The organism is Ruegeria sp. K11, from assembly GCF_056531905.1.
On the sequence record NZ_JBQFMP010000007.1, the window covers coordinates 59,736 to 86,383 of the forward strand.

Below are 26,648 nucleotides of genomic sequence, written 5' to 3' on the forward strand. Positions count from 1 at the left end.
AATGGCGCGCAACGACCATCTTCTGTCCGTTGGAAATGAAGCTCTGTCCCCGATGACAGAGACCATGACCGCGCTGACAACGCAGATCGACCAATTGACAGAAGTGGCGGATGCGCGCTCTTCCGCCCGTCTTGCAACGCTCAAGACGCGTATGGAGAATTTCACCGCCAGCGTCACGTTTGTGGGGCAGGTGAAGGCTGGGAAATCCTCGATCGTCAACATCCTGGCCGGGCGTCCGAATCTGCTGCCTTCGGATGTGAACCCGTGGACATCGGTGGTGACCACGCTGAACATCAATACACGAACGCCGGGCGACACACGCTCAAAGTTCACGTTCTTCGAACAGGAAGAATGGGACAATCTGATGGTCGGCGGCGGTCGTCTGGGCGAGTTGGCGAACCGCGCCGGTGCTGATGATGAAATGGATGATATCCGGCGTCAGGTCGGTGAGATGAAAGCCAAATCGGAAGAGCGTCTTGGAAAGCACTTCGATTTGATCCTGGGTCAAAGCCACCAATACGACTATTTTGATGAGGAACTGATACAGCGCTACGTGTGTCTGGGGGATGAGGATGACCCCGATATCAATCCGAAAACTGGTCGTTTTGCCGATGTGACCAAGGCGGCGGAGCTGTTCATGGACATTCCGCAATATCCGATTTCGCTGAAACTTTGCGACACGCCGGGTGTGAATGACACGTTCATGGTGCGCGAGCAGATTACGCTGCGCAGCCTGCGTGGATCTGAAGTTTGCATTGTTGTGTTAGCAGCCAGTCAGGCGCTGACCACAATGGACATGGCGCTGATGCGCATCATCGCGCAGTTCGAGAACCGGCAGATCATCCTGTTCGTCAACCGGATCGACGAACTGTCAGACCCAGTCAATCAAGTGCCGGAAATCAGGGATCGCATTCAGGATACGCTGAAGCAAAACGGAATCGACACCAGCACGAGCGTTGTATTTGGCAGCGCGCTTTGGGCCGAGGCGGCGCTGACCGGAAATCCGGACGTATTGACCGAAGACTCCCGCGAGGCGCTGAACACATTCTATCTGGCGGCAGGGTTCGGCGATCAGGCCGCGTCGCTGGACAAGATTTGGGCTCTGTCAGGTCTGCCGGACCTTCTGCTGGCCATGAATGAACGTATCGCAGAAGGCGCGGGGACACGGCTGTTGGATCGTGTACGTCACCGTGCGCGCAACATCGCCAGCCAGATCCGCGCCGGTGCTGTCGCAAAAACATTGTCCGGAGGCGAAGGTATTGTTCGCGATCTGGACGGCACCAGCCCTGAAGAGGCGATTGCGACCGTGTCAGCGGAATACGAAAAGAAGGTCGCAGAACTTACCACAAAATTGAGGGACAAAGTCTTGGAGCGTCTGGCCTCGGCCGAGACAAACTTTGTGAAACGCGCGACGGATTCGCTGATTTCTCATCTTGAGAAAAGCGGTGAACAAGGGACGTGGCAATACGATCCTGCTGGCTTAAGGACGTTGCAAAAAGCGGCCTATTTCAGCTTTGCCCGCGCCATGCGCAAAGAAGCTGGGCAGCTCTACGCAACAGCAGCCACCGATGTCGAAGCACTGTATCATCAGCTGTTGGGCAATCATCTGGGCGAATTCAGCATTGAAGCGCCGATTGTACCACGTGTTCCGCCGCCGCTTGGGATTGGACGGACGATTGCCCTGGATCTGCAAAGCACATGGTGGCGCAGATGGTGGCAGCGTCGTAAGGGTTTTGAAGCTTTCGCCGCTGATTACACCCGTCTGATCGCATCCGAGGCGAACTCGATCACGAAGGATATCGAGGAAAACCAAATCGCGGCCGTGTTGGAAAATGTCCGGTCGACGCTTGCGGATTTCATGCAGGAGCAAAAGGAAACGCTGCTTAGCATCTCGCAATCCGGCGATCAAAGCGGACAGCAAAGCGCTGCATTGACGGCCGGACTGCAACCGCAGAAGTCGCGCGACGACATATTGGGCGACATCCTCAAAGATCTCAGCAACGAAGCAGCATAAGAAGAGTTATGGTAAAAGATTCACAAACCCGCTTCGTCTCTCCCAAGGCCTGGAACCGCATCGAGCAGTGGTCCCGACGCAAACCCGTTTTTGCGCTTATGGGGGAATTCAGTGCCGGAAAATCCACTCTGATGAACTTTTTGCTGCGTAAGCAGGCCTTGCCGACGCAGGTGACGGCGACGCAGTTGCCGCCGATCTGGTTCAGTTGGGGCAACAAATCCGCCTATATCAAGCGTCACGACGGCAGTACGCAGGATATCACGCTAGATCAGTTGGAACAGGTTGGCGTCAATGATGCGCAGTTTGTGCGTATCTTCCTGGAAGCCGATATTCTTGAAGCGGTCGATCTGATCGACACGCCCGGAATTTCCGATCCCAAGATTTCGACGGACGTTTGGCGACGTGCGGTGGGTCAGGCAAATGGTGTTTTATGGTGCACCCACGCGACACAAGCCTGGCGCGAAACCGAGCGCGCCACATGGGTCGCGTTGCCCGAACGGCTGCAACACAAGTCTTTGTTGTTGATCACGCGTGCGGATGCGCTGGGTCAAAAAGATCGCCAGAAAGTGCTGCGCCGCGTCAATCGTGAAGCTGGGCATCTGTTTAACCGAACCATTCTGTTCTCGGCCCGCGATGCAATCATGGCACGTGACAAAACCGGCGATGCCGAGCTTTGGGCGCGCAGCGGTGGCGGCAAGATGGTGGACAGCTTCCTTGAAATCACCGAACAGATCATGGATGGCCGTGCCGATCAGCTTGCCCGGTATCAGATCGATAAATCCATGTCTGATGAACCGGCCTCGACTGTCGCACGACCGGTTTCGGATGACCTGGAACCAGGAGCAGAGCCGATTGAGCCGGTGTCGCAGGTTACGAATGACGACGTTGTAACGAGCTTCCCGGTTCGGCCCGCACGGGTTGAGCGTCGCGTCGAAGACACAGAACGCCCTCGCATCGATGCAGAAGAAGCCGAGCGTCTGCGCGCCGAAATGGTGCCGGACGTTCCGCCCCAGAAGGATGACCTGCGTGCCCTGTTTGCTGACGAGGGCACAGAGTTGCTGGATCTGGATGCCCTGGCTGATCCGATAAACGACGTCGATGAGTTCGACTTCATGGACGATGACTACGACCACGAAAACCCGGATCTGACGCTGGTTGCTTCGGATGAAGCGGAAATGCCGGAAGCTGCTGACATGGAAGCCGAAGCCGAAGCTGCACCCGAAGAACCTGAGGTTGAGGAGGCGATAGAAGCGTCCCCAGCTTCCGGAATCGAAGTCTCGGTCTCATCGATCACGGCACTATTGACCGAACAGAATGAGAAGTCTGGCGAAGACTATGAACCTGAACCGGAATCCAGTGCTTTGGCCCCGGTGCGTGTCGTGTCGATTGTGGATGACACAAAAGACACCAAGGTCGAACAGGTCGAAGAGCCAGCAAGAGAAGTGCAAGACACCTCGGATCAACCGCTGAGCGCGACAGCCATGTGGAACGAGTTTTCGGCGCGGGAACCTCTGCCGGAAGATGCCAAGGGATTGCAAAGCGCCTTCGCTGCTTTCCTGAGCGAATATGATGAAATCGCACGGGAATACCATGCGCGGACCGAGAAAGGAGATGCACCGGTGATCCCGACAAGCGGCAATCAAGGCAGAGCGGAATGGCATGTTCTTTAGGGTTTTGCCCGAGTGCCTGCCTGAAACGCGAGGCGTCTGATGTCCATTGAAGGTGCTCTGGCCGCCGCCATTGAAACCATACCCGACTGCCTTGCAGCCGGGTATGTTGACATGGAGACCGGCATGTTGCTGGGATCGAACGCGCCCAATTCAACAGATGGCGACGCGCTGGAAAGCCTGTCGCTGGCTGTGGCCAACTTGTTTCAGGGGCGAGGCGTGCGAGCCTTTGAGAAAATGCTGAAAGAGTCTGAGACAGAGAATGTCGAGCATCCGGGATTTGGGGAAATCGCGGTGTTTTCGAATGATCGTCTGCACATCTTCCTGCGCACGCAGGATTATCCCGATCATGTGGTCTGTTACATCTGCCAGGAAAACGCAAATATCGGGTTAACACTTACAAAAGCACATCTTAGCCTCAGGCGCGTTGCGGCCGAGGTTTAGACGGGGCCAGAGGGGGTCACGCTATGATGGACGGTGAAATACTTGAGTTGCTCGGGGATATCGGGCGAACATCCGTGGCTCGGATGTCGCCGTCGGTTTATCTGTCGGGCGATAGCGCAGAGCTAAGACGTCAGGAGGTGCTGGGAACCATTCGCGGCACCATCCTCCCACGCAGGTTGGACTTTACCGCGGCTGATGGCTCAGTTCTGGCTATTGAGGTCAACAGCTCTCGGATCACGGATGTGTTTCGCTGTGTCTCGGGACCCATTCCAGATTTTGAGACCGAGGCTCGCAAAGATCTTACCGAAAAGCTGGCGCATTTGATGACGGATATAGCTGCGGCGCCCGGGCCGCTCGAACTGGTCTCAAAACGCCCGGACGCGATCTTGGAGGCGGATGATGTCGGCATCACCTATTCCGAGGTTGAAGCGGCTTGTGCAAAGATCGAATTCCCGAAAGAACCACAAATTTCCGTCGTCCCCACCGCAACACCCGAACCGGACACTCAAGGATTGGCCGCACAATTCTATGAGGCGTCGGCGAAACACGCGCGCGGGCGGGTTCTTGCAGGGTCGCACGATGCGACTGATATGCGGTTGGATGGCGTATGCGATGCAGATCAACCTTTGCATCCAAAGGCGAAGGACTTGTCGGAGTTCCTGCGTGATCTGGACGGTTGGCAATCGGATGGGGATGGCACTTTAACCCCTCCACAGTTGATCGTGATGCGCCCATCAGGCGGTCAGGGTACCGGTTTGGCCGTTTTGCGCGATGGGGAACAAACCGCGATTGCACTGCACGACACCCGAAAACTTGGGGCTGTGGTCAACATCTGGAAATCTCTGCGCGCCGCCGAATGACCGCGATCCCGCCCAATCTAGTCCTTTTTATTAAACCAGTCTAAAAATACGAGTTACCAGGGTAAAGCTTATGAGTGAATTTAACCGCCGCGAGCTAATTCGCATCGCCGAAGACATGAACGGGTCCAGCAATGATGAGACCCGCCACTTTATTTCGCGCATTGTCGACGATCTGTCCAATCTCAAACCTTCGATCGCTTTTGTCGGTCAGATTAAAGCCGGAAAGTCGCGCCTGATTAATGGTTTTACCGGTCAGGCCGAGTATTTGCCCTCGGATGTGAATCCCTGGACGACCGTAATCACAGATATGCATTTCGGTCATCCTTCGGGTCGGACGAACGGGGCCGAGTTTCACTTCTTTGATAACCGCCAATGGCAGGCGTTGATCGCCGAAGGCGAAGAGCTGCGCAACATGTTCCCGGATGAAGAGGACAGCTATAAGCGCGAGATGATCGAAGAGCAGGTCGAGGCGATGAAGACTCGCGCGAAACTGCGTCTGGGCGAAAGCTACAAGCATCTGCTGGGCCAGCATCACGATCTGGATGAACTGAACTCGGACGATCTGGCGCGCTATGTCTGTGCTGGTGATGATCCGACGGAAGAAGGCACTTATGATCCCGGATCGGATCGCGGACTTTACAGCGACATAACACGCAAAGCCGAAGTTTATTTTGAACTCGGCCATTTCCCGTATCCGGTCACCGTCACCGATACACCTGGCGTCAACGATCCGCTTTTGATCCGCGAAGAGATTTCGCGGCAATACCTCAAGGAATCCGATTTCTTTGTGGTGGTACTGTCGGCTCATCAGGCTTTGTCCCGCGCAGATTTGAAACTGTTCCGCCTGATGCAGGCGCTGGAACTTGGGCAGATCGTTGTGTTCATTAACCGGGTAGATGAATTGGGCGGTGGCCCGGAAGATGCATCAAAAGTGCGCGCCGATGTTGTGGATGGTTTGTCGCAGGCGCTTGGAAACTCGGAGATCGACGTTTTGATGGGCAGCGCTCAATGGGCGCACTACGCGTTGACGGGCGACGACACCGGGGTCGATCATGACCAGGTGCTGTCCTGGTTGCGTGCGCATCCGGAGCAGATGAAGCAATATCTGGAAGGTGTCGAAGAGATCAAACAGGGCCCAGGCCCGATCAGCCGCGAAGGTGTTCTGCGGTTTGCGGCGATGATTGCGTCGGGTTTGCCGGATTTGCGTCGTCATGTGACACGCGCCCTCACCGAGGGTCCGCGCAACGAACAATTGCGGATGGCTTGGCAACACCTGAGCAGCTTTGCCAATGGAGAATTGGAACGCAGCGCTGCCCGGTTGCGTGCGCTGGAAGCCGAGCAAGGTCCCGGAGTTGATGAGGCCGACGACAGCAACAAGACTCTGGCCGATTTGCGAGCAATGATCGCCGAGAAGACCGAAACCATTGTCAAAGACATGGATGATGTTCTGGCCAATCTGCGCGGTGTGATGGACGATACCGTGGCCGAGGCTGTCTCGATCGTTGTGCGCGGTCCGAATGGGCAGTCTCCTCTGCTGGCCAAGGATGGTGAAACCGAGTTGAATTTTACCCCATTGCGAGAACGGATGCGCGAGTTGGTGCAGGGCGCGACGCAGGTCGTGCGCCAACGCATGCTCAGCGAATTGTACGCGATTGACATGCAATGCAACTCGGCCCTGCGTGCCCTACCCGGGTGGCAGGAACCGGCGGACAACCGGATGAACACCAGCGCCGTGCGTTGGTTCCGCCCGGACACAAGCGCCCTGACCCGCGGCATCACGGTGGAGCTGCGGGTCAACTGGCTGTCGCGGCTGATTTCCCGGCGCAGCGTGCTGAACCGGGCCGAACGGATGATCGTGCAGGAGTTCGAGATGATCGGCGACGATTTGGTCGATACCGCGCATAGCCATTTGTCTGACCGGATGAAAACGGTCCTCGATCATTACTTGGCGTTGCTGGCTGGACATCTGGAGCAGCGCAGTAACCCCGATGGTGCAAATGCGCGCGCTGAAGCGCAACTTGCGGTTGACCAGGCGCGCCGTATTGTAGATGAACTTGACACGGTTCGCGGGGCGTCGCCTGCGGACATTCGACAGGCAGAGGCTGCAGAATGATAGAATTCCCCGGAACCGAACAGGAAGTGCGTCAGCTGGAGCGCTTTTTGAACGTGACCGAGAAAGCACCCGCTTCGGCAGAGCTGGAGCAGTTGCGCGCCCGCGCGCTGGCCCATGCCGAAAGGTTGTCGAATGCGGTGTCGATTGGTTTCGCCGGAGAATTCGGGGCGGGCAAATCCAGTCTTGCCAACATGTTGGCCGGGGCTGATGTTTTGCCCACAGGTCCGCAGCACCTGAAATTGCCGCTTGTCATCGTGGCTTATGCTGACGCGCCCGAGACAACCGTGGGCTGGTGGGGAAAAGATCCGAAAACCTATTCCGGCATCGTGCTTGAAAAAGCAGCAGAAGACGAACCCGATTTCATCTCTGTCGGTCTGAACACCCCTGCCCTGCAAGAGATTTCGCTGTTCGATTTGCCAGGGTCAGGCGCTTTGGATGAGAGCTACAAACAAACTCTGGACCTTCTGGAATATGTTGACTGCGCCATCTGGTGCACCAATGGCACCAATGCGTGGCGTGAAACCGAACGCCATCTGTGGTCTCAGGCTCCGCAAAAGCTGCGTGACAACAGCCTTTTGGCGGTAACTCACGCTGACCTGCCACCGGTGCGGGATGCGTTGGATCGGGTTGTGTCTCGTTTGGTCAAATCCACTGAAAACCTGTTTCAGGCGGTTGTTCCCATTGGAACACCGGTTGCCGTGCGTGCCATGGCACAAGAGCCCGAGCCGGATTTCGACCTGTGGGAAACCTGCGGTGGACAAAATCTGGCCGAACACGTGCTGACGCTGGCAGCCAACTACCGTAGCAAAGATCTGGATGCGGCGCGGGCGGATTTAACAGATCACTTTCTGCCCTACCTCTCTGATCTGGACGACCAGGACGCACAGGAAGAACCGAAGGATGGTGTCTCTCTGCACGCAACTTTGGAAACCGCCCTGCCCGCCCTGGATAACCCCATTCTCGAGGATTGGCTGGCAGCAATTGCCAGCATCTACGAAGATCTGCGCGAAAACACTGATATGGAGCCTGCCGCATTCCTGCAAAGCTGTCAGGAGATCGTCGAGGATTTTGCCGAACGTTTGGAAAGCGGCTCCGAGATTGATCCCGAAGCAGACTGGATACCGGGCGAGTTTGAAAAGGCCACGGACCTGCTGTTGCTGCTTCAATTCGAAAGCGGCGATGCGCCTTTGAAGGACGCGATCAGCATTCTGACGCAGTTGAGCGACAGTCTGGCATGGGCTGGCAGCACGGTCGCAACCGCCCCTCCCCGCACCGGAACCTGACGATTCCCGCCTGAATTGAGTCATTTCGATCCGATTCGGGTGGCTTAGAATCGGGTCGTCATTGTTTCCAAATCAGGAACCAATTGAGATTTTAGCTAGGATAAGGGTGGATTTTCTCGCCCTCGAATTACAACATATTGTTGGACTCAGGTCTATACTCACAAAATGTGCGATTATCGAGAAATTGATCCATAGTGAAGCCATGCGGCGGCCCCAATAAAGTCAAATTTGAACCGTCTAACGTTCATTAAGTGTCCTGCGGTTGTGTTTGGTTGTGAGTGCTCGGGCGGAATGCCTGGTTATCCATACCGCAGATTGTGCAAAATGGGCGGGAAGAAAATGGGTCACAGCCACGCTGTAGGTGCAGCGCAAGACGAACCTCAGGTCGACGGGCTTCAGCCAGGTGCCAAGTTGCTGCGGGGGCAGTATGAAATCCTCCGTTATCTCAGCAACGGCGGTTTTGGTATCACGTATCTGGCGCGCGACAGCCTTGAACGCGACGTTGTCGTCAAGGAGTGCTATCCGGGCGCATTGTGTCAGAGGAACGGCGATCTGGTCGAACCGGCCAATCCGGATCATCAGGAAGATTTGCGCGCCATCATCGATCTTTTCATTCAGGAAGCCCGCAACCATGCGCGGCTGGTCCATCCCAATATCGTCGACGTGCATCAGGTGTTCGAGGACAACAACACCGCCTATATCGCAATGGATCTGATCCGTGGATGCGATCTGTTGGATTATGTAGAGAACCCCAAAAACGACGCAGGTCCGGATTTTATCGTTCAGGTCACCGAAAAGATGCTGTCCGCCGTGTCTTTCATTCATCAAAGCGGCATGTTGCATCGCGATATCTCGCCCGACAACATTCTGATCGATGAAAACAACGATCCGGTGCTGATAGATTTTGGGGCCGCGCGCGAACAGGCGGCGCAACAGTCGGCAGCACTGCTGACCCTGCGTGTGATCAAGGATGGCTATTCCCCACACGAATTTTATGTGCGAGGCGCGGATCAGGGGCCCAGCAGTGACCTGTACGTGCTGGCGGCTACGCTGTATCACGCCATCAGCGGCGAACGCCCGATTGATGGGCAAACCCGCCTGAACGCATTCAACAGCGGCAAGCCTGACCCTTATCGTGGTTTGACCGGGCGCTATCAGGGATATCCCAAAGGGTTCCTGGAGGCGATCGACAGAGCAATGGAGGTCCATGCGACGGACCGCCTTCAGTCCGCGCTGGACTGGCTACGCATGTTCCGTGGCCCTGGTGTGAAGTTCGAAACATTCGCCTACCGTCCGATTTCAGTGATTGCTGGAATGGATCGCAAGGATGAGGAAGCCGAGAAAGAGCGGATCAAGGCCGAAAGCGAGAACGCCGAGGCAGTTGTGACTGCGCTATTGGCCGGGAATGCGGATCTGGTTCTGGGCAACGAAGAAAAGCCGGACGACAAACTGGCCGAATTCGCCCCCAAGGAAAGCGAGCCGGTGGCCGTTGACACTGTTGTCAAAAGCGGATCCGGAGGCAGCGGTCGGATGATCGCGGGGGTTGCCCTCGTGCTGGCCGCGGTTGCCGCAGGTGGTTTCTTTGTTATGACGAACGAGACATCAGCGACCGATGTCACCCCGGCGCAAGCGCCAGCAGAATCTGAGGAGACCGCAGCCGTTACTGATGAACCGGCCGCATTGGCTGAAGTTTTAAAACCGGCCGAAGAGCCGACGGAAGATACCACTCCGGTACAAGCAGAAGTGGAACCGGTCGAGCAGACCATCAATGCAGAAACAGAGCCAGAATTGGTCGCGCCTGCATTGGAACCTGAAACTCAGGCGGCTCAGGATCAACCTATCGAGCAGGTGATCGAGTCAGACACAGCGCCAGTTGAGGTCGCGGTTGCGGATCAAGCCTCACCCGCCGAAACGGTTGCAATCGACGCCGGTTCAGAAGACGCACCAATTGCTTCCACAGAATTTGCAGCAGAACCAGAAACCTCTCCAGCCCCTGTTGAACCTGTAAATCTGGTCGAAAACCAGATGGCTTATGGTCACTGGGACGTGGACATCCCGTTCACATTGTCCAAACGCCGTGTTTCAACTGGCAGCGTCTATACGATCACGGCGGTCGATCCGGGCACCGATCTGTCAATGATCGGTGACTGGGTACAGCGTGGAGCGACAATCTTTACGCTCAATGGTGAACCGGTGCGCGCAGATATTGAATTTGTGGCGCAGGCGATGGAGAAGTTCTCGGTCGATCCAGACGGATACATCCGCGCGGCAGTCCGGTATCGCGCACGCGGCGAAACACGCGCACAAAACGGGCTGCTGGCCTTGCCCGCGCACCGGATGTTCGGCCTGCAAAACGGAATAACTTTCGAAGTGCGCAACGCAGGTGAGGACGGATGGCAGACCGTCGTGTCCTCAGTTCCGCAGGGCAGCGCAGGTGATCTGCGTCCGGGTGATGTGGTGCTGAGCGAGACGCAGACAGGCCTGTCAATCGATGCCCCGGAAAGCCTTGACGGCGTTCTTACCCAGCTTGTTACCGAAAACTTGCCCAACGCAGAGATGTCTGTCCTGCGCGATGGCACTGAAACGGCTGCAGTGATGCAGCTTGCACAGGAGTAATTCGACCGGTTCTTGATGTGAAATTCGCCAGCGTGTGTGTGCTGAGGGTGACGGCCAACATCGTCACCCCGACGGGAACCGGACCGTCGCGATAGGTAAAAGTTTCCCTGTTTCCTTTCATCAGTCTCTTCGGACCCTCGGGCCGAAGGCCAGTTGCAGCCCCACGGGACAGGTCCCGTGCCAGAATTCAAGAAGGTGTCGACACCATGTTCAAATATAAAAGCCCTCTCAGCCGGCTTCTCGAAGGTGCCGGCAAGGCTAACGCGGAAGAGACGATTGAAGCCCCTGAAGAGCAGGAAGAAAAAGCGGAGCCCATAGCGGATTTCAATGCCCTGCGCGCGGCTCTGGGTGGTGGCAATATGGCGCCGCAAAGCTATGAGGAAACAGACGATCTGCTTCCCGAAGAAGATATGCCGGAATTCGCGGACGAGACGATCGAAACCGATATCTCCGAGGCCGAAGTCCCTGAACCGGAAGCTCCGGAGGTTAGCCCCGTCGTGACCCTTCGTCTGGAGACGGATGACATGTTGTCGACCGAAGACGATATGCTGGCCGCAGTTGCCGAAGCGTCCATCGCTGAGGACGAGGCGGTGGTTGAAATCGTTCCCGAACCGGCAATGGCCTCCGAACCCGAGGAAGTCGCCGAAGTGGAAGTGACTGAACCGGAACCCGAAATCGTCGAGGTTATGCCGGAACCCGCGCCTGAACCCGAGATGGAGGCCCCCGCTCCGGCACCAGAGCCAGAGGTCGAAGCCGTTGTCCCGGCTCCGCAGCCTGAACCGGTTGCCACGATGGTCGAATCGGAAGCGCCCGTCGCGGCCCCTGCCCCAAGCGCCGAGCGGCGTGGGCGTGTCAAAACCACGTTCCTGGGATTTGAACGGGGCGACACACATGTGCAGGAGTTGATCGAAACCTCTGATCCTGTCGCAAAGCCAACCTCGACCGAACAGACATATCCTGTGGGTTGGCTGGTTGTGACCAACGGCCCGGGCCGCGGCACCAGCATCACCGTGACCGAAGGTCTGATGCAGATCGGTCGTAACGACGATCAGGCCATCCAGCTTGATTTTGGCGACACCGGTATTTCCCGCAGCAATCACGCAGTGATCGCCTATGACCCTGAAGACCGCAAATGCTATCTGGGTCATGGTGGTAAAGCCAACCTTGTGCGTCTGAATGGCAAGCCCGTTCTCAGCACCGTTGCGCTGTCCAGCGGCGATCTGATCCGCATCAGCGAAACCTCGATCCGGTTCACGGCGTTCTGTGATGACGGCTTTGACTGGCGGGATGCTGATTGATGCTGGCAACCCCTGCATATGACATTGCGCTGGTCCTGGATCAGGGCCGGCGCGACACGCAGGAGGACGCCGTCGCCGCACGGGTCTTCGACACGGCCGATCTGGGCTATGTCGTTGTCGCAGACGGAATGGGTGGACATGATGCGGGTGAAGCTGCGTCTGCCCTCGTGATCTCAAGCTGGCGCGAGATTTTTGATGATCTTCTTTATGGTCAGGATGTGGAAGAAGGCGCTCTGCTCGACGCTCTGCCCATTTCGGCCATGCAGGCGAACGCCGCTGTAGCACGGTATAGCGAGGCACAGGGTATTCAGCTGGGGTCAACCTTGCTGGGCGTACTCGTGCTTGATCACCAGCTGTACTGGATATCCATCGGGGACAGCCCGCTATATCTGTTGCGCGACGGTCGCCTGCGCCAGATCAACGAAGATCATTCCATGGCACCGGTGATCGACCAGCAGGTGGCCGACGGTCAATTGACCCAAGAGCAGGCACAAGCCCACCCGGATCGCAACCAGCTGACCTCGGTCATCATGGGGGCGGCGATTCCCAAAGTGGATTGCCCCGAAGACCCTTTGCTACTGGTTGCATCTGACATCCTGATTTTGGGAAGCGATGGCTTGCAGACCCTTAGCAACCCCGAGATCGAAGCTCTTGCGAATACCCTGTCACAGTCCCCTGCCCGCGATATTGCCGACGCGCTGTTGCAGGCGGTTCTGAACAAGGGCGACCCCGACCAGGACAACATTTCAATCGCCGTGATCAAACCGGCAAGACCCTAAACAAGGCAGAGAAACAGGACAAATGAGAAACCATCTGATCATATCCAGCCTGGCTCTTGCAGCCGCAACCGGGGCGGCCTCGGCTCAGGAGGCATGCTCGACTTATGAAATCAAACGTGGCGACAGCCTGCGGGAGCTGGCCATTGCAGCTTACGCGACCGAGGATTTCCGGCCTCTGTTTGCCGCGAACCGGGACGTAATCGGTTCAAACCCGAATATTATTCGGGTTGGCGATATCCTGACCTTCCCATGCCGCGAAGACCTCGGGCTGGAGGCGTTGGTGCCGGACACGGAGGCGGGCCGCATTGCTGCTGAAATGGCCGAAGAACTGGTAAAAGCAGCTGAGGAACGGGCAGCAAAGGCCGTTGCCGAGGCCGAAGCGCAGGTTGCTGCGGCAAAGGCGGAGGCAAAAAAAACTAGCGAAGAGGCTGTGATTGCCGCCAAAGCAGCCGCCAAGGAAGAAATCGAAGCGGCCCGGATTGAAGCGGCTGCACTGATCCGGAATGCCGGAGGCGAGGACAGCACCCAAGTTCGTGACCGTCAGCTTTTGATGATCACCGGCGGCAACTATGCACCATTCACGGACGAAGCGCTTCCGAACCGTGGCCTTTACACAAACCTCGTGGAAACCGCGATGCTGCGCGCCGCGCCCGAGCAAGGTTACAAGATTCAGTTCGTCAATGACTGGTCCTCACATCTGGACCTGTTGATGCCGACTCTGGCCTTTGACGCGACCTTCCCCTGGTCCCGTCCAAACTGTGACGACGCGGCAGCCCTGTCCGAAAGTGATCGCGGGCGCTGTGAAACCTACAACTTTTCAAATCCTTTCTATGAGGTTGTAGATACTTTTTTTGCCCGCGAAGGTTCGGGGTATGAGCTGACTTTGACCTATTCAGATTTTGCGGGTGCAACGATCTGTCGTCCCGAGGGCTGGTCCTTGTCGCATATGGATGCGGTTGGCCTTTATGAACCCGCCATTGAGCTGGTGCGCCCCGTGTCACCGGACGACTGCTTTCACGCGTTGATGGATGGGACCGCTGACATCATCGCGATCGAGGCCCATGTCGCCGTCGAAGCCATCGGGCGGCTGGGTTACGAACACCGTATTATCGAAAACCCCAACCTGGCGGCGATCAAGTCGCTTAACGTCATGACCCACAAAGATAATCCGGATGGGGAAGCGATCCTTGAGACGCTCAACCAGGGTCTGGCGATCATGCAGCAATCTGGCGAGTGGCGTGACATCGTGTCGACCGCCCTGCGCTATCAAATGGAAAATGGCTAAGGCCCAGAAAAGGCCTGATAAAATAAAAGTCTGGAGGAAGTGGACATGTTGGATCAGAAACTGAAAAGAGCAGTACTGTCGGCCACCGCCGTCACCACCCTGAGCGCGGGTGCCGCAGCCGCGCAGGAAGCCTGTTCAAACTACACGGTCACCGATGGTGACACGATGGCGACCATTGCCATCGCGGCTTATGGAACTTCGAACTACCAGCCCATCTTTAACGCGAACCGGAACATCATCTCGAACCCCGGTGCGCTTGAGCCGGGATTGGTTCTGGCCCTGCCCTGTGAAGACGGCAGCCTGCCCAATGGTCAAAGCGCGCAGGAACTGATCGCAGCCGAAGAGCAGCGCGCAGCAAGCATCAAGCGTTCAAATGTGTATGCGCCCCCAATCAAGATGGTGGCTGGCAACGGCTGGGAGCCGTTTACCACCGAGTCGCTGGGCGGCGGCGGCATCATGACCCGTCTGGCCACGACCAGCCTGCAGCGTGCCGGAAACAGCCGTGATTATTCGGTCAGCTTTGTCGACGACTGGAGCTCGCACCTGGATACACTATTGCCGTTGGGCGCGTTCGATATCTCAATCGCGTGGACCGTCCCGGACTGCACCAACCGCTCGTACGAATGGTCGGCAGAAACCGAAGCCCGCTGCACACAGTTTGTCGCGTCAGTTCCGGTTTATGACGTCGTTGGCGGCTTCTACACACTGCCCGAAAGCGACTATGCAAATGCGACAACCTTTGAAGATCTGGAAGGCTCAACCATCTGCCGTATGCACGGTTGGAGCATGGTCGTTCTGGAGGAAGTCGGTCTGAACCGCACCAATACCACCGTTGTACAACCCAACACCGCACGGGAATGTCTGGACGCCGTTCTGACCGGTACCGTGGACGTAGCCGCGTTCGAAGTTGAACTGTTCGCGTCTACGATGAATGACATGGGACTGACCTCGTCTGACATCGTCGAAAACCCTTATGTTTCGACCTTGTCGTCTATGAGCTTCCTTGCCCATCGCACCAACCCGTTCGCGCGGGAGTATATTGCGATGATGAACAAAGGTCTCAACGAGATGCGCGAATCTGGCGAATGGTATGCGATCATCTCGGATACTCTGCGCGAACAGAACCAGAAACTGAATGCAGCGTCAAACTGATCCCTCGGTTTACGCTTTTACTTGGGCCGGTCTTAGGATCGGCCCATTTTTTATTTGGAAACGAATCGATTTCTTCGCGCTGATTGTTTGCAGTCAAATGTGGATAGCCGTTAGTGTTGTATGGGCTAAACGTCTTTCAGGTCTGCTCTTTGCGCGAAAAAAGATGCGCACTACGGGAAACCCCCAATACCCAGCCGGGCCCCAATCAATACTATCAATCTCAACTACACCGGTGAGGCGAAAGCCCCATCACTCACTCAGAAAGGGGCTGGCTATGGGGGTCGGCCCTTTTCTAATTTGGGAAAAGGAAAACCGGCCCTTTCAGGCCGGTTTTTTGCAATCACAGGGGCCGCACAACCCCTGAATTTGACACTTAACCGATAATGGCATTCAGCGTGGAGCTGGGGCGCATGATGGCGGCAGCCTTTGCCGGATCGGTGTGGTAGTAGCCGCCCAGGTCGGCCGGGGCACCTTGGGCTGCTGCCAGTTCATTCAGGATCTGGCCCTCTTGCTCGACCAGTTCTTTTGCCAATGGGCCGAACTCTGCCGCCAAATCGGCATCGTCGGATTGCGCGGCCAGGGCTTCGGCCCAGTAGCGCGCAAACCAGTAGTGGCTGTCGCGGTTATCCGGCTGACCGACCTTCCGGCTGGGCGATTTATTGTTGTCCAGAATGCCCTGTGTCGCGGCCTCAGCGGCTGCGCCCAGAACACCCGCCTTGGCGTTGCCCTTGCTGTCGGCCAGGAAGTTCAGGGATTCACCCAGCGCACAGAACTCACCCATCGAGTCCCAGCGCAGGTGGTTTTCCTCGACCAGCTGCTGCACGTGTTTCGGGGCTGATCCGCCCGCGCCCGTCTCAAATAAACCGCCGCCATTCATCAGTTTGACGATCGACAGCATCTTGGCCGAGGTGCCCAGTTCCAGGATCGGGAACAGGTCGGTCAGATAGTCCCGCAGCACGTTGCCGGTGATCGCAATCGAATCCTTGCCCGCCGTGATGGTCTCAAGCGACTGGCGGGTCGCCTCGCGCGGGGCCATGATCAGGAACTTGTCTGCCACGCCAGCCGCCTCAAGCGCCGGTTTGACGTATTTGATCAGCTCGGCGTCATGGGCGCGGTTTGCGTCCAGCCAGAAGATCGCCTCGGAGCCCGTCAGGCGCTGACGGTCCATGGCCAGCTGAATCCAGTTCTCGATGGGGGCCTTCTTGACGGTGCAGGAGCGCCAGATATCGCCCTGCTCGACCTCATGGGAATGCAACGTCTCGCCATTGGCCAGAACGATGCGGATGGTGCCATCGGCCTGGGCCTGGAAAGTGGTCGGGTGCGAGCCATATTCCTCGGCCTTCTGTGCCATCAGGCCGACATTGGCCACGGCCCCAGCGGTGGCCGGGTTCAGCGCGCCATTGGCTTTGAAGAACTTGATGGATTCATCATAAACGGGCGCATAGCAGCGGTCGGGGATCACGCAGTTCGTGTCACCCTTGGCACCGGTTTCATCCCAGCCCTTGCCACCCGCGCGGATCACCGCAGGCATCGAGGCGTCGATGATCACGTCCGACGGGACGTGCAGGTTGGTGATGCCCTTGTCACTGTCGACCATATACATGGACGGGCGGTCGCCTTTCAGCGCATCAATAGCGGCCATGATTTCGGCATTGCCCTGAACCCGTTCCAGCAGATCGCCCAGACCCGAGTTCGGGTTCACACCCAGCGCATCCAGTTCCGCACCAAATTTCTCGAACACAGGGGCCAGCCACGCCTTGACCGCATAGCCAAAGATGATCGGGTCGCTGACCTTCATCATCGTCGCTTTCATATGCAGCGAGAACATGGTGCCGTCTGCTTTGGTGTCTTCGATGGCCTCGGCCAGAAACGCCGACAACGCCTTGACCGACATGAAGGTCGCATCGGCGACGGTGCCTTCTTCCAGCGGCCAGCCGTCTTTCAGAACGGTCACGCTGCCATCTTTGCCCACGAATTCGATCTTCGCATCCCCGGCCTGCGCGGCGGTGATGGTGGCTGACTTTTCGTTGGCATAGAAATCATTGCCCGGCATCGAGGACACTTTGGTCTTGCTGTCCGACGCCCACGTACCCATCGAATGCGGGTTCTTCTGGGCGTAGTTCTTTACTGCCCGCGCCGCGCGGCGGTCACTGTTGCCTTCGCGCAGAACCGGATTTACTGCCGAGCCCTTGATCGCATCATAGCGCGCACGGATCGCCTTTTCGTCATCGGTCGAGGGTTCTTCTGGGTAGTTCGGAATGTCATAGCCCTGCGACTGCAGTTCTTCGATGGCCGCCACCAGCTGCGGGACCGAGGCCGAAATGTTCGGCAGCTTGATCACGTTGGCGTCCGGCGTCTTCACCAGCTCGCCCAGAGCAGCCAGATCATCGGTGATTCGCTGCGCCTCGGTCAGGTTCTCGGGGAAGGTCGCGATGATGCGCCCGGCCAACGAAATGTCCTTGGTGCCAACGCTGACGCCCGCCGATGATGCGAACTTGCGGATGATGGGCAGGAACGACGCGCTCGCCAGCTCGGGCGCTTCGTCTACAATGGTATACAATATATCGAAGTTCGAATTTTCTGCCATATTCCCTTACCTTTTTTAAAGCCTTTCGGGGCGTGCGATCCAAGAGTATGTGCCAATGCTGAAGACCGGCACCGAGCCGTTACGAGGCAACGACGCCTCACGGGTGACTCTGATGTGACAGGGCCCGCTTATAGCAGGATTGGTTTGGGATCAATCAGGTTTGGGGGCGCAAATTGACACGGGGTGGCTCAGAGCTTGGGTTGATCAGGAAAGACGAGGTGGCTCAGGCCGACTTCGGCCTGTTTCTTGGCGACGTAATCTGCAATCAGGGCATCCATCGCCTCCGGCACGCCATCAGACGCGTCTTTGGAAATCGGAAACCCCTCCTGTTCGAACCCGTGCAACACGACTTTTAGACCGTTCTCCCCAGTCGCGTCCAGAAATGACTTTATCTCAGCTGTCGCAAGCTGGGTCTTTCCAATGCCGGCGTAAAGAACAGCGCGCGCAATCCACTCCGTGTTCTGCCCAACCACGAGGAAACTCGGGACCGTTAGCATTAGTCTTTCAAAGAAGCTCTGGTTTTGGTTTTCCAACGCCACGTATTTTTCGACACTTGCAATCCCGTCGGCATCGTATCCCAACCGAAAATTTGTAACGGCAAGAAACAAAAGGGCTTCCGACGACTTTGGGAAAAGCTCAACTGCCATCTTTGCCGTCGATAGCGCGATGTCCATGTCGCCGGAATACTTAAGCTCATAACCAAGGCGATAGGTATAGACCCACTCTTTCTCGGGCCATGTCAATGCAGCCTGATCCAGTAGGTTTTCTACGTTGTTAAATTCACTCTGGCCAAGACGCAGATTAATGAGGTCCTTCATCGCGCTCTGATGGTCAGGCGCAATCTCAAGAACCCTTTCGTAGTTGCGCGCTGCTGAGTCTATTTCTCCGCGCGCGCGATGCAGCTTGGCCTTGCTGTATAGGGCATAGGTATCGTTTTCGTTGATCTGCAACGCCCGTTCGAAATCGGCATCTGACGCCTGCCGATCCCCAAGCGCATTGTGCGCGTAGGCTCGCCATACCAGCATTCGCGGGTGGTCCGGCGAAAGTGACAGCGCGTGGTTGGCATCCGACAGGGCCTTGTCATAGGTATTAGCTCGGCAAAACGCCTCAGCTCGTTTGGAATAATACAGAAACTGGTATTCGGGCCGGGAATCTTGCGTTTCGATCAGTGCGGTACAGGCCGCGATGGATTGGGACGGGGCCCCATGCCCCCGTATGCACGTTCCAAGTAATTCGTCCGATTTCAACGGCTCGGTATACCACAGCAAAGCAGCGGCGCAGATCGTGGTCAAAGCGGCAAGACGGACCTTCATTCAAACTCCTTAGTCAATCAATACTCAACTTTAGGTAGCGGTGATCTGAGCATATTTTCAGTTAGCCATCTTCGCTCGAAACCAAACGGCGCAAAACACTGACCTCTGGAGGCACAGTGCCGAAGCATTGGGGTGAAAGTTAGACAAACTCGTCTGTTCTTGCAGTTCTGAGATTTTTTTCGAACGCGCTCTTCCCCCGGACCTGCAGGGCGTCTAGAACGGCTGTCCAACCCCTGTAACGGAGGCCCCCTTGGACCGTATCGCCCGCACCATCGCCACGGAAATCAACGCGCGCCCGGAACAGGTTGATGCGGCTGTCAAACTGCTGGACGACGGCGCGACGGTCCCGTTTGTTGCGCGCTATCGCAAAGAAGCCACGGGCGGTCTGGATGACAGCCAGCTTAGGGTTCTGGCGGATCGGTTGATCTATTTGCGCGAGTTGGAGGCGCGGCGCGAGACTATTGTGAATTCGATCCGGGAACAGGGCAAGCTGACCGATGAGCTGACTAGACGGCTTGTGCAAGCCGAGACCAAGGCGCAGTTGGAAGATATCTATCTGCCCTACAAGCCCAAGCGCCGAACCAAAGCCATGATTGCCCGGGAAAACGGGCTGGAGCCTCTAGCTGATGCGATCCGCGCAGATCGCACGGTCGACCCCGAGACTTTGGCTGAACAATTCCTCAGCGATGCTGTTCCCACTGTCAAAGATGCCCTGAACGGGGCCCGGGACATTGTGACGGAACAGTTGACAGAAACCGCTGAACTGCTGGGGCAATTGCGCAGTTTCATGCATCAAAACGCGATGCTGACGTCGAAGGTTATTGATGGCAAGGAAAAGGACGGCGCGAAATTCAGTGATTATTTTGACCATGCCGAGATGTGGTCGAAAGTGCCCTCACACCGCGCGCTGGCGATGTTGCGGGCGTCGAAAGAAGGGGTTGTGACGCTGGATATCGCGCCAGATCTCGAGCAGGGGACTGCGCGGGCCGAAGCCATTGTTGCCGCTTTTCTGAACACACGTACGGATGCGCCGGGTGATGTCTGGCTGCGCAAGGTCGCTGGCTGGACCTGGCGGGTGAAATTGTCGCTCACGATGATGGTCGAGTTGATGGCGGAGCTGCGCAGCCGTGCACAGGACGACGCCATTCAGGTCTTTGCACGCAACCTTAAGGACCTGCTTTTTGCAGCCCCCGCCGGTGCGCGGCCCACACTGGGCTTGGACCCGGGCATACGCACGGGGATCAAAGCAGCCGTGGTCGATGCGACGGGCAAGGTGCTGGCGACGGATACGCTTTATCCGTTTCAGCCAAAGAATGATGTACGCGGAGCTCAGGCGACAATCCTGAAACTGATTTCCGAGCACAACATCGAGCTTATCGCCATCGGCAATGGCACAGCCAGCCGCGAGACGGAACGGCTGGTCGGGGACACGGTGGCGATGTTGCCAAATAAGGCCAAAGCGCCAACCAAGGTAGTTGTGTCCGAAGCCGGTGCTTCGGTCTATTCCGCCTCCGAGCTGGCCGCGCGGGAGTTTCCCGATCTCGATGTCTCGTTGCGTGGTGCGGTTTCAATCGCGCGGCGGTTGCAGGACCCCATGGCCGAACTGGTCAAGATTGAACCCAAAAGCATTGGCGTTGGTCAATATCAGCACGACGTGGATCAACATCGTCTGACGCAGGCACTTGAGGCCGTGATCGAAGATGTGGTGAATGCGGTTGGGGTAGACCTGAATATGGCCTCGGCCCCTTTGTTGTCGCACATCTCGGGCCTTGGCCCCGGGTTGGCCGAGGCGATCGTGGCGCATCGCGATATGAACGGCGCGTTCTCATCGCGAAAGGATTTGCTGAAGGTCTCGCGGCTTGGACCGCGCGCGTTCGAGCAATGCGCCGGGTTCCTGCGTATTCGCGACGGGGCTGAACCGTTGGACGCGTCTTCTGTTCATCCCGAAGCCTATGGTGTCGCGCGGCGCGTTGTGGCTGCCTGTGGGCGCGACATTCGGCAGATCATGGGGCATGACGGCGCTTTGAAAGGTGTCCGGGCCGAGCAGTTTGTCGATGACACATTTGGCTTGCCGACCATTCGCGATATTTTTGCCGAGTTGGAGAAACCGGGCCGGGACCCGCGCCCCGGCTTTGTCACGGCAACTTTTGCCGATGGGGTCGAGGACATTTCCGATCTGAAACCGGGTATGGTTCTGGAAGGCACAGTGACAAATGTCGCGGCCTTCGGCGCGTTTGTTGATGTCGGTGTGCATCAGGATGGGCTTGTGCATGTCAGCCAGCTGGCCGACCGGTTCGTCAAAGACCCTCATGATGTGGTTACAACTGGTCAGGTCGTCAAAGTGCGTGTGGTCGAGGTTGATACAGCGCGCAAACGCATTGGTTTGTCCATGCGCAAGGATGGTGGTCAACCTGCCCGGCAGAACAAATCATCCAAAAAGCAAGCAGTTTCAACCGAGAAGCAAAACGGTCACAAACCTGCGGCCAAAAAAGGTCGTGAAGTATCCCAGAACAACGCGATGAGTGATGCACTAAAGAACGCGTTCGGCCAGAAATAACTTACGCTCAAACGTCCTCGGAAGCCAAAGGAAACGCAGCGCGGCGCGCGGTCGTGTTAAAACATCTGCTATGACAATCATGTTTGCGACACGTGAGTTTGCTTGCTAGCCTTGAGACTTGGGTTGAAAAAGAACTTGATCCAAAAGCGCTTTTCTTCATCCTGTGATCAAGGATGTCGCAAAAGCGATACCTGATCAAAGCCCATGCTGCATGGCCGGGGAAATCCCGGATGGTAGATCCACAATCTGATCGTGGGCGCCAATGCAGACAGCGGGCACCTGAGGCTCGGCGCGCTGTCAAGTTGGCGATGCGCAGTCAGGCAAAACCGCATCCGCAGTTGGCCGCCGGACCTGGCGGCCCCAATAGCGCTGTGAGTGTGCGATCCGAACGTCCTGAACGGGTGTTTTGGGCCGTGTCCAACCCTCGAAGGTACTTGGGAGAAATGCAATGAACTTACGACCAGATCCGACGTTTCACGCGTCGCCAAAACTGGCCATGCAGGCCCCGGTCGAGAATTTTGCTTTTACCGTGATGCTGGGCAAGGATGCCAGCCAGCATGACGGTATTGCCGTGATCGACTTGCGGGACGGCTCTGATACATATGGCCAGATCGTGCATACGGTGATGACACCAAGCACTGGGGACGAGTTTCATCACTTTGGCTGGAACGCCTGTTCCTCGTCACTGTCACCTTTGTCCGGTCACGCTTTCCTCGAGCGGCGTTATCTGATTGTACCGGGTATCCGTTCAAGCCGCATCTACATATTCGATGTGAAGGAACCGCTGAACGCCAAGATACACAAGATTATCGAACCAGAGGAAGTGTTTGCAAAAACCGGCTATTCGCGCCCCCATACCATCCATTGCGGCCCCGAAGGCATCTATGTCTCGACCCTTGGTGGGGGTGGGCCGGACGGAACGGATGGTCCTCCGGGGATATTCATCATGGATTGCGAAAGTTTCGAGATCATCGGTCGGTACGAAATGGATCGGGGCAAGCAGGACAAGCACTACGATTTCTGGTGGAACCTACCGCAAGACTATATGGTCAGTTCGGAATGGGGTCTGCCACCGCAATTCGAGAACGGCCTGGTGCCCGAGGACTTGCTCAGCAACAAATACGGTCACGCGATCCATTTCTGGGACCTGCGGGCCCGCAAGAATATCCAGACGATTGACCTTGGCGAGAACCATCAGATGGCGCTGGAAATCAGGCCGGCCCATGACCCGACCAAATCCTACGGTTTTTGCGGCGTAGTGGTTGATACCACCAACCTGCAAGGCGCGATCTTCACCTGGTGGCGCGGTGATGACGGGACATGGCAGGCAAAAAAAACCATCACCATCGACCCCCGCCCCGAGGATCCCGACAACCTTCCCGATTTGCTGAAAGGTTTCAGCGCCGTGCCGCCTCTGGTCACCGATATCGACCTGAGCCTGGATGACAAATATCTGTATGTCGCCTGTTGGGGCCTTGGTGAGATGCACCAATATGACGTGTCGGACCCCTTCAATCCGGTTTTGACCGGCAAAGTGGAGCTTGGCGGCATCGCGCGGGAAACCAAACACCCCAATGGCAAAGGCTTTGTCTTCGGTCCGCAGATGGTGGAAATCAGCCGCGATGGAAAGCGTGTTTACTGGACCAACTCGCTGTATTCCACTTGGGACAATCAGTTCTACCCGCACCATGAAGGCGGTCAGATGGTCATGGCCAATGTCGGGGACGATGGCGGTTTTGCGTTGGATCATGATTTTTACGTCGATTTCCCCGAAGGGACCCGTGCCCACCAGATCCGTCTTGAGGGAGGCGACTGTTCAACGGACAGCTTCTGCTATCCCTCGGTCTGACGCACATGGAAGACCTGTCATTGACGGCCCTGTGGTGGGCCGTCATTTTTTCGGGGTTCTATCATGGCATCAACCCGGGAATGGGGTGGCCGCTCGCCGTGTCTTCTGCATTGATGGAGCGCAGGCCGTCCGCCATGGCCAAAGCTCTGGCGATGCTTGCGCTGGGTCATTTTCTGGCGATGATCGGGATTTTGCTGCCCTTTTCGCTGATGATCATTCTGGTCGAACGCGAAGCCGAGATCAGAATTGGGGCCGGTGTGATCGTGGTTGCGATGGGCGTCTATCTTCTGATCAACCGCAAACATCCAAAGATACTATCCCGGATCCACCCGGCCCGCCTGGTGCTGTGGTCGTTTCTGGCAGCGATGGCGCATGGGGCCGGGTTGATGCTGGTTCCCATATATTTGGGCATCTGCGGCCTGCTGGAACCCGGGAGCGTTGCCGACACCGGGCATGCTGCGGTGCAGGTTCTTATGGGCAATGATGTCCTGACCGCGCTTTCAGTCGCTATTGTCCACACGCTGGCGATGACCGCCGCCGGAGTGATAATTGCGGTAGCCGTGTACTATTGGTTAGGACTTACCTTCATCTCGAAAAGCTGGTTCAACCTTGATGTTGTCTGGGCGATTAGCCTGATCCTTGTTGGCGGTTTTGGCATCTATTCGGCTGCCTTCGGACATTGAGGCCCGACCAATTAATACTCAGAAAGGTTTGAACCGCCGCGCCGACAGAGTCCCATTTCGCGGGAAACTACGATCAGCGCAGGTCGACGGTGGCCCGCAGTACCCACTCGGCCAGGTCTTTTTCCGCGGCAGCGATGGACTCATTGTTCAATATTTGCGTGGTCATCGCCTTGGTGACAGCCCGAACGCGCTTGTTGATCGTGACGTCACCGATATCGAGGGACAAATCACTGACATCCAGCTTTTCGTAAATGGACAACAAGCGGTTTTGTATTGTGCGCAAGGCCAGTTTGCGTCGTGTGGCAATCGCCTTGTCGGGCAGCCCGAGGGCCAGATCGGTCAGGATGGCAAGCTCGACCTCTGTCAGGGCCTCGCCCGAGCGGCTTTGATCCCGCTGGATCTGGTGAATCTCGCGATCGACCATGATCTGCGCTTCGAGCAACACCGCGCGCAGCGCCAGATGCATACGCGACGGGCTGGCGGTCTTGAGGACGTATCCGTAAGCGGCTTCTTTCGGGACGATCCGGGCAATGCCTCGCAGGTACGCCTCGTCCGAGTAGTTGGACCAGAACAGAATACGGGTGTCGGGCCGTTCCGACCATATCGTGCGGGCAGCTTCGATCCCGTTACGTTCTTTCATGCGCAGGTCCATCACGATGGCTTCGACCCGGCTTTGGCGTGCTTTGATTTCTCCGTCCCGCCCGTTAGTGGCGAGGGTGATTTCAGTCGCTTCGGGCAGCGCCTCGCTGACCAGCTCTTTTAGGTAGCTGGCATGCATCGTGTCATCTTCGACCAGAAGAACCTTCATGCCATCACCTCTTTGCGTGGACATTCGGAAGCAGGAAGGCGCACGCTGATCTCGGTGCCTTGTGCGTAGTGAATTTCGAAATGCGCAGCGATCAGCCGGGCGCGGGTCCGCATATTTGTCAGACCGCCCGACGCTTTGGTCGATTGAATGGCGGCGGCGCTGGCTCCGTCATCCCTGATCCGAAGATGCAGCCCATCGCGGCACTCAATCTCGACGCGAATGTTTTGTGCGCGCGCATGCCGGACCGCGTTGTTGATCGCCTCCTGCGCAATGCGAAACATGGCAATGCGCTTGGTTTGCGGGAGGTCGTCGATCATGCCGTCCGACAGGTCGCGCACATCTATGTCAATGTCCTGATCGGTGCCCACAGCACGTTCAAGATGTGTCCGGACCGCATGTTGAAAGCCGAACAACTCCAACAGTGAGGGGATCGACGTGTCAATGATCTCACGCAAGCCCTGAATACAGCTTTGCATGCTTTCACGCAGCGCCTCGATATCCTTGCGGGACTTGCAGCGTTCCAGTTCGCGCCCGATCCGGGTCATGTCGGCAAGAGTTTGGTCATGCAGATCCATCCCGATGCGCTGTCGCTCCAACTCCAGCGCGTCCGTCAGGCTGAGTGCACCCAGCCGCAATCCTTCCTCGCGTGCCTGCACCTCGGCCCGCATGATCGCTTCGCGCTTGGCCTGCTCGTTGGCCCGAAGCGCATAGAAATAAGGGGCAAGAATGTCTGCAATATTGCGGACCTGTTCCACGGCGTGTTCATCGTAAAAGTCGCGTTTTTGCGATGAACAGTTCAGCGCGCCGATGGTGCGGCCCAGCACTTTCATCGCAACATTCACACGGCTGCGCATCTGATGTTTGATGATGGGTTCGCAATCGGCCCCGTCAAAGACATACCGCGGATCTTCCAACGCGTTCCCGGTCAACAGACTGTCGCAACGGCCCAACAGAATATCCCTGACGGGCGAGACCTCGACGGGAGCGCGGGTGCGACTCCAGCTGGTGCGAAGGCCCACTTCGTAGCTTGTGTTCCACTGCCCCTCTTCGTCGATCAGACAGACATCAAGATGGTCGATCTGCAATATCCGGTCGATTTCGGATTTGACCGAGCGTAGCGCGGATTTGATATCCAGATTGCCCGCCAGATGATTGGAAATCCGCAAGTAATAGGCAAGATCGGCCATTTGTGTCTTCTCCTGACCGGTCCGCGACGACCGGCGAAACTGAGTATAGGACTGATGCCCGGCCCTGTCATGCGGATCGCCGCAGTAGATTTGCGGGAACCCGCATGCTTTGCGCGCATCCTACTCTTACGCTTTTGGGTGTTGCGCGGAATC

18 protein-coding genes are annotated in these 26,648 nt (G+C 57.0%); 14 read left to right on the forward strand and 4 right to left on the reverse strand.

The annotated features are described in order from the left end of the window. Position 1 precedes the first annotated feature (1 nt). The 11 genes from ACR0K4_RS12610 to ACR0K4_RS12660 all read left to right on the forward strand — a co-directional run bounded on the left by ACR0K4_RS12610 (position 2) and on the right by ACR0K4_RS12660 (position 15,511). Complete coding sequence (locus ACR0K4_RS12610) at positions 2-2,014, forward strand: dynamin family protein (protein ID WP_480854248.1); 2,013 nt, start codon at positions 2-4, stop codon at positions 2,012-2,014. A gap of 8 nt (positions 2,015-2,022) precedes the next feature. Then, the gene (locus ACR0K4_RS12615; protein WP_480854249.1) at positions 2,023-3,684 is read left to right on the forward strand and encodes a dynamin family protein; all 1,662 of its coding nucleotides are present in this window, start codon (positions 2,023-2,025) and stop codon (positions 3,682-3,684) included. A 39-nt stretch (positions 3,685-3,723) separates the two neighbouring features. Continuing rightward, positions 3,724-4,125 (forward strand): hypothetical protein, encoded by a 402-nt coding sequence (locus ACR0K4_RS12620; protein ID WP_480854250.1) that lies wholly within the window; start codon positions 3,724-3,726, stop codon positions 4,123-4,125. A gap of 23 nt (positions 4,126-4,148) precedes the next feature. Continuing rightward, on the forward strand, positions 4,149-4,985 hold the full coding sequence (locus tag ACR0K4_RS12625) for a hypothetical protein (RefSeq protein WP_480854251.1): 837 nt from the start codon (positions 4,149-4,151) through the stop codon (positions 4,983-4,985). Between the two features lie 70 nt (positions 4,986-5,055). Beyond that, a complete protein-coding gene (locus ACR0K4_RS12630) occupies positions 5,056-7,098 on the forward strand; it encodes a dynamin family protein (protein ID WP_480854252.1) in 2,043 nt (680 codons plus the stop codon). Beyond that, on the forward strand, positions 7,095-8,381 hold the full coding sequence (locus tag ACR0K4_RS12635; RefSeq protein WP_480854253.1) for a dynamin family protein: 1,287 nt from the start codon (positions 7,095-7,097) through the stop codon (positions 8,379-8,381). The genes ACR0K4_RS12630 and ACR0K4_RS12635 overlap by 4 nt, the downstream gene beginning before the upstream one ends. A gap of 324 nt (positions 8,382-8,705) precedes the next feature. Continuing rightward, positions 8,706-10,997, forward strand: coding sequence for a serine/threonine protein kinase (locus ACR0K4_RS12640; RefSeq protein WP_480854254.1), 2,292 nt, complete (start codon positions 8,706-8,708; stop codon positions 10,995-10,997). 206 nt (positions 10,998-11,203) lie between these two features. Beyond that, on the forward strand, positions 11,204-12,295 hold the full coding sequence (locus ACR0K4_RS12645) for an FHA domain-containing protein (protein WP_480854255.1): 1,092 nt from the start codon (positions 11,204-11,206) through the stop codon (positions 12,293-12,295). Then, positions 12,295-13,074, forward strand: coding sequence for a PP2C family protein-serine/threonine phosphatase (locus tag ACR0K4_RS12650; RefSeq protein WP_480854257.1), 780 nt, complete (start codon positions 12,295-12,297; stop codon positions 13,072-13,074). Before ACR0K4_RS12645 ends, ACR0K4_RS12650 begins: the two co-directional genes overlap by 1 nt. Positions 13,075-13,096: 22 nt before the next feature. Continuing rightward, positions 13,097-14,359 (forward strand): peptidoglycan-binding protein LysM, encoded by a 1,263-nt coding sequence (locus tag ACR0K4_RS12655; protein WP_480854258.1) that lies wholly within the window; start codon positions 13,097-13,099, stop codon positions 14,357-14,359. 45 nt (positions 14,360-14,404) lie between these two features. Next, complete coding sequence (locus ACR0K4_RS12660; RefSeq protein WP_480518765.1) at positions 14,405-15,511, forward strand: peptidoglycan-binding protein LysM; 1,107 nt, start codon at positions 14,405-14,407, stop codon at positions 15,509-15,511. Positions 15,512-15,884: 373 nt separating this feature from the next. Here the strand turns inward: ACR0K4_RS12660 and ACR0K4_RS12665 are convergent, their stop codons facing one another. Both ACR0K4_RS12665 and ACR0K4_RS12670 read right to left on the reverse strand, forming a co-directional pair. Next, positions 15,885-18,098, reverse strand: coding sequence for an NADP-dependent isocitrate dehydrogenase (locus tag ACR0K4_RS12665; protein WP_480854259.1), 2,214 nt, complete (start codon positions 18,096-18,098; stop codon positions 15,885-15,887). 188 nt (positions 18,099-18,286) lie between these two features. After that, positions 18,287-19,411, reverse strand: a complete 1,125-nt coding sequence (locus ACR0K4_RS12670; protein ID WP_480854260.1) for a tetratricopeptide repeat protein — start codon at positions 19,409-19,411, stop codon at positions 18,287-18,289. A 250-nt stretch (positions 19,412-19,661) separates the two neighbouring features. Between ACR0K4_RS12670 and ACR0K4_RS12675 the strand changes: the two genes are divergently transcribed. From ACR0K4_RS12675 to ACR0K4_RS12685, 3 genes are all read left to right on the forward strand, one after another. Then, positions 19,662-21,968 carry a Tex family protein gene (locus ACR0K4_RS12675; protein WP_480854262.1) on the forward strand — a complete coding sequence of 769 codons (2,307 nt, stop codon included), beginning with the start codon at positions 19,662-19,664 and terminating at the stop codon, positions 21,966-21,968. A gap of 448 nt (positions 21,969-22,416) precedes the next feature. Next, positions 22,417-23,817: a selenium-binding protein SBP56-related protein gene (locus ACR0K4_RS12680; protein ID WP_480518773.1), complete on the forward strand. Its 1,401-nt coding sequence runs from the start codon at positions 22,417-22,419 to the stop codon at positions 23,815-23,817. Positions 23,818-23,822: 5 nt separating this feature from the next. After that, the gene (locus ACR0K4_RS12685; RefSeq protein WP_480518775.1) at positions 23,823-24,500 is read left to right on the forward strand and encodes a hypothetical protein; all 678 of its coding nucleotides are present in this window, start codon (positions 23,823-23,825) and stop codon (positions 24,498-24,500) included. Positions 24,501-24,573: 73 nt separating this feature from the next. Here the strand turns inward: ACR0K4_RS12685 and ACR0K4_RS12690 are convergent, their stop codons facing one another. Continuing rightward, positions 24,574-25,308, reverse strand: coding sequence for a response regulator transcription factor (locus tag ACR0K4_RS12690; protein WP_480854263.1), 735 nt, complete (start codon positions 25,306-25,308; stop codon positions 24,574-24,576). Beyond that, positions 25,305-26,495, reverse strand: coding sequence for a GAF domain-containing sensor histidine kinase (locus ACR0K4_RS12695; RefSeq protein WP_480854264.1), 1,191 nt, complete (start codon positions 26,493-26,495; stop codon positions 25,305-25,307). Before ACR0K4_RS12695 ends, ACR0K4_RS12690 begins: the two co-directional genes overlap by 4 nt. Positions 26,496-26,648: the final 153 nt, after the last annotated feature.

Coding starts and splice junctions, on each gene's coding strand:
- ACR0K4_RS12610 (WP_480854248.1), top strand. CDS start 2: ATGGCGCGCAACGACCATCTTCTGTCCGTTGGAAATGAAGCTCTGTCC.
- ACR0K4_RS12615 (WP_480854249.1), top strand. CDS start 2,023: ATGGTAAAAGATTCACAAACCCGCTTCGTCTCTCCCAAGGCCTGGAAC.
- ACR0K4_RS12620 (WP_480854250.1), top strand. CDS start 3,724: ATGTCCATTGAAGGTGCTCTGGCCGCCGCCATTGAAACCATACCCGAC.
- ACR0K4_RS12625 (WP_480854251.1), top strand. CDS start 4,149: ATGATGGACGGTGAAATACTTGAGTTGCTCGGGGATATCGGGCGAACA.
- ACR0K4_RS12630 (WP_480854252.1), top strand. CDS start 5,056: ATGAGTGAATTTAACCGCCGCGAGCTAATTCGCATCGCCGAAGACATG.
- ACR0K4_RS12635 (WP_480854253.1), top strand. CDS start 7,095: ATGATAGAATTCCCCGGAACCGAACAGGAAGTGCGTCAGCTGGAGCGC.
- ACR0K4_RS12640 (WP_480854254.1), top strand. CDS start 8,706: ATGGGCGGGAAGAAAATGGGTCACAGCCACGCTGTAGGTGCAGCGCAA.
- ACR0K4_RS12645 (WP_480854255.1), top strand. CDS start 11,204: ATGTTCAAATATAAAAGCCCTCTCAGCCGGCTTCTCGAAGGTGCCGGC.
- ACR0K4_RS12650 (WP_480854257.1), top strand. CDS start 12,295: ATGCTGGCAACCCCTGCATATGACATTGCGCTGGTCCTGGATCAGGGC.
- ACR0K4_RS12655 (WP_480854258.1), top strand. CDS start 13,097: ATGAGAAACCATCTGATCATATCCAGCCTGGCTCTTGCAGCCGCAACC.
- ACR0K4_RS12660 (WP_480518765.1), top strand. CDS start 14,405: ATGTTGGATCAGAAACTGAAAAGAGCAGTACTGTCGGCCACCGCCGTC.
- ACR0K4_RS12665 (WP_480854259.1), bottom strand. CDS start 18,098: ATGGCAGAAAATTCGAACTTCGATATATTGTATACCATTGTAGACGAA.
- ACR0K4_RS12670 (WP_480854260.1), bottom strand. CDS start 19,411: ATGAAGGTCCGTCTTGCCGCTTTGACCACGATCTGCGCCGCTGCTTTG.
- ACR0K4_RS12680 (WP_480518773.1), top strand. CDS start 22,417: ATGAACTTACGACCAGATCCGACGTTTCACGCGTCGCCAAAACTGGCC.
- ACR0K4_RS12685 (WP_480518775.1), top strand. CDS start 23,823: ATGGAAGACCTGTCATTGACGGCCCTGTGGTGGGCCGTCATTTTTTCG.
- ACR0K4_RS12690 (WP_480854263.1), bottom strand. CDS start 25,308: ATGAAGGTTCTTCTGGTCGAAGATGACACGATGCATGCCAGCTACCTA.
- ACR0K4_RS12695 (WP_480854264.1), bottom strand. CDS start 26,495: ATGGCCGATCTTGCCTATTACTTGCGGATTTCCAATCATCTGGCGGGC.